At 70.5% G+C, this 2,585-nt stretch carries 4 protein-coding genes; all 4 read right to left on the bottom strand.

Features of this window, described 5'->3' with window-relative positions; translation table 11 throughout:
• The coding region (gene hisH, locus IM632_RS10050) for an imidazole glycerol phosphate synthase subunit HisH (protein ID WP_296524989.1) at positions 1–429 on the bottom strand (429 nt) is incomplete at its 3' end.
• A 4-nt stretch (positions 430–433) separates the two neighbouring features.
• The gene (hisB, locus tag IM632_RS10045) at positions 434–1,024 is read right to left on the bottom strand and encodes an imidazoleglycerol-phosphate dehydratase HisB (RefSeq protein ID WP_293512236.1); all 591 of its coding nucleotides are present in this window, start codon (positions 1,022–1,024) and stop codon (positions 434–436) included.
• A 3-nt stretch (positions 1,025–1,027) separates the two neighbouring features.
• Complete coding sequence (locus IM632_RS10040) at positions 1,028–2,017, bottom strand: adenosine kinase (protein WP_296499112.1); 990 nt, start codon at positions 2,015–2,017, stop codon at positions 1,028–1,030.
• A gap of 121 nt (positions 2,018–2,138) precedes the next feature.
• Positions 2,139–2,585, bottom strand: a 447-nt coding sequence (nth, locus tag IM632_RS10035; protein WP_296552296.1) for an endonuclease III, incomplete at its 5' end; no start/stop codon positions are given.

Raw genomic sequence — 2,585 nt, 5'->3', positions numbered from 1 at the left:
GGCGGCGATCAGTTCGGGGCCGTGCGGATTGACAAGATCGTTCCAGCCCATGTGCGGGACCTTGGCCGTCGCGTCGGCGGGGCGCAGGCGGCGCACCTCGCCGGGAATCCATCCAAGGCCGGGCGTCTCCCCGAACTCCAGGCCCCGCGACGCCATGAGCTGCATGCCCACGCAGATGCCGAGGAAGGGCCGGCCCCGGCCGCGGACAGCCTCGTCCAGGGCCTCGCGCAGGCCGGGCCGGGCGTCCAGGGCAGACTTGCAGGCGGCGAAGGCGCCGACCCCGGGAAGCACGATGCGGTCAGCGGCCAGGACGTCCTCCGGAACATGCGTGACCTGCACCTCCACCCGGCCGCGGGCGGCCCGGACGAGCGCCTTCTCGGCCGAGCGAAGATTGCCCGACCCGTAGTCGATCAGGGCGAGGCGGCTCATGCGATCAGAGCGAACCCTTGGTGGAGGGCGCCTGTCCGCCGGCCCGCGGATCGATCTCCACCGCCTCGCGGAGGGCGCGACCCAGGGCCTTGAATCCGCTCTCGGCGATGTGGTGCGAATTGGCGCCGTAGAAGGTCTCGAGATGCACGCAGGCCCCCGCATTGCTGGCGAAGGCGTGGTGGAACTCCTTGAAGAGTTCGGTGTCCATGTCGCCGACCTTCGGCGTCGGGAAGGCTGTCCGCCAGACCAGATAGGGCCGGTTGGACAGGTCGATGGCGCAGCGGGTGAGGGTCTCGTCCATGGGGATGACCGCCAGCCCGAACCGCCGGATGCCGCGGAAGTCGCCCAGGGCCTGCCGGACGGCCTGACCCAGAACGATGCCCACATCCTCCACCGTGTGGTGGAAGTCGATATGCAAGTCCCCCTTCGCCTCGACCTCGAGGTCGAGGGCGCCGTGGCGGCCGAGGGAGTCCAGCATGTGGTCCAGGAAACCGATCCCGGTGGCGATGCGGGTCTGGCCCGCCCCATCCAGGTCGACCCGGACGGAGATTTTTGTCTCCCGGGTCTCGCGAACCACCTCGCCCGTGCGCGCCATGGCCTAGAGTCCTTCCCGGTCCGCCAGTTCCCGCAGGGAGACCTGCGGCCGCGGCCCATAGTGAGAGATCACCTCGGCCGCCGCCAGGGACCCCAGGTGTCCGCAGACCTCAAGGGGTCGGCCCCGGGCGAGGCCGTACATCACACCGGCTGCGTATTGGTCGCCGGCGCCGGTCGTGTCCACGACTTTTTCCACAGCCCGGGCGGGAATCGAGACCGTTCCCCCATCGGCGAGCAGGAGAGAGCCCTTCTCGCTGCGGGTGACGGCGGCCAGGCGCGTGCGCTGGCGCAGACCGTCCAGCGCCACCGCCAGGTCGTCGGTTTCGAACAGGGCGAGGGCTTCGGCCTCGTTGGCGAAGAGGAGATCGACCTGCGAGGAGATGAAGCCCAGGAGGGCCGCCCGGTGCCGCTCGACCACGAAGCCGTCGGACAGGGTCAGGGCGATCATCCGGCCGGAGGCTCTGGCCAGACCGGCGGCCTTAGCGAAGGCGCGCCGGGCGGCCTCGGCGTCGAACAGGTAGCCCTCCAGATAGACGATGCTCGCCTGCTCGATGACTGCCGGGTCGATGTCGTCGTCTGTGAACTCCACCGAGGCGCCCAGAAAGGTGCACATGGTGCGCTGGCCGTCCGGGGTGACGTTGACAAGGCAGCGGGCGGTCGCCGGTCCGCCGCGAAGCGGCTGGCTCGGGAAGTGGGCGCCGATGGCCCTCAGGTCGTGGGCGAAGACCTCGCCCAGCTGGTCGTCCGCCACCTTGCCCAGGAAGGCCGTGCGGGCCCCCAGGCTGGAAAGGCCCGCCACCGTGTTGGCCGCCGATCCGCCGGACGTCTCCACCCCCGGCGCCATCCGGGCGTAGAGCTCCCGGCCCCGGGCCTCGTCGACAAGGGTCATGGCCCCCCGGGAGAGGCCTTCGCCGGCGATGAATCCCTCATCCGCCGGAGCGATGACGTCGACGATGGCGTTGCCGATGGCGGCGACGTCGAAGAGTTCGGTCATGGGGTCTCCCGGCGTCAGGCGGAGCGGGCGTTAGCTACAGGCAAAGGCGGTCCGGGGCAATGAGCCTCACCCCTTCGCCCTCCTGAGCCGCCCTCGTCCGGCCCCCCGATGCCGGCGGCGCCTAGGCGCTCCCGGCCTTCGAGGGACAGAGGTCTGCGACCGCACAGTCCCCGCACCTGGGTCGCCGGGCAAGGCAGACATACCGGCCATGCAGGATGAGCCAGTGGTGCGCCCGGGTCCGCCAAGGGTCCGGAATGGCGGCCATCAGCTCGTGCTCGACCTGGTCGGGCGTCTTGCCCCGGGCCAGCCCCAGGCGGTGGGCGACCCGGAAGACATGGGTGTCCACGGCGATGGCCGGTTCCACGCCCAGTTCGTTGAGGACCACGCTGGCGGTCTTGCGGCCGACGCCGGGAAGACCCTGAAGGGCCTCCCGCTCGAGGGGAACCTCGCCCCCGTACTGCTCGACCAGGATGCGCGCCGCCGCCACCAGGTTCTTCGCCTTGGTCCGGAACAGGCCGATGGAGGCGATGTAGGGGATGATCCCCTCCTCTCCGAGGGCCAGCATCTT

Origin of the sequence: Phenylobacterium sp. (assembly GCF_020402505.1) — a bacterium.
Lineage (GTDB): Bacteria > Pseudomonadota > Alphaproteobacteria > Caulobacterales > Caulobacteraceae > Phenylobacterium.
The sequence above is the reverse complement of the archived record's forward strand: the minus strand, read 5'-3'. Positions and strand labels throughout refer to the sequence as shown.

Excerpts from the sequence above, each read along its gene's own strand:
- hisB (WP_293512236.1), bottom strand. The coding sequence starts at position 1,024 with ATGGCGCGCACGGGCGAGGTGGTTCGCGAGACCCGGGAGACAAAAATC.
- IM632_RS10040 (WP_296499112.1), bottom strand. The coding sequence starts at position 2,017 with ATGACCGAACTCTTCGACGTCGCCGCCATCGGCAACGCCATCGTCGAC.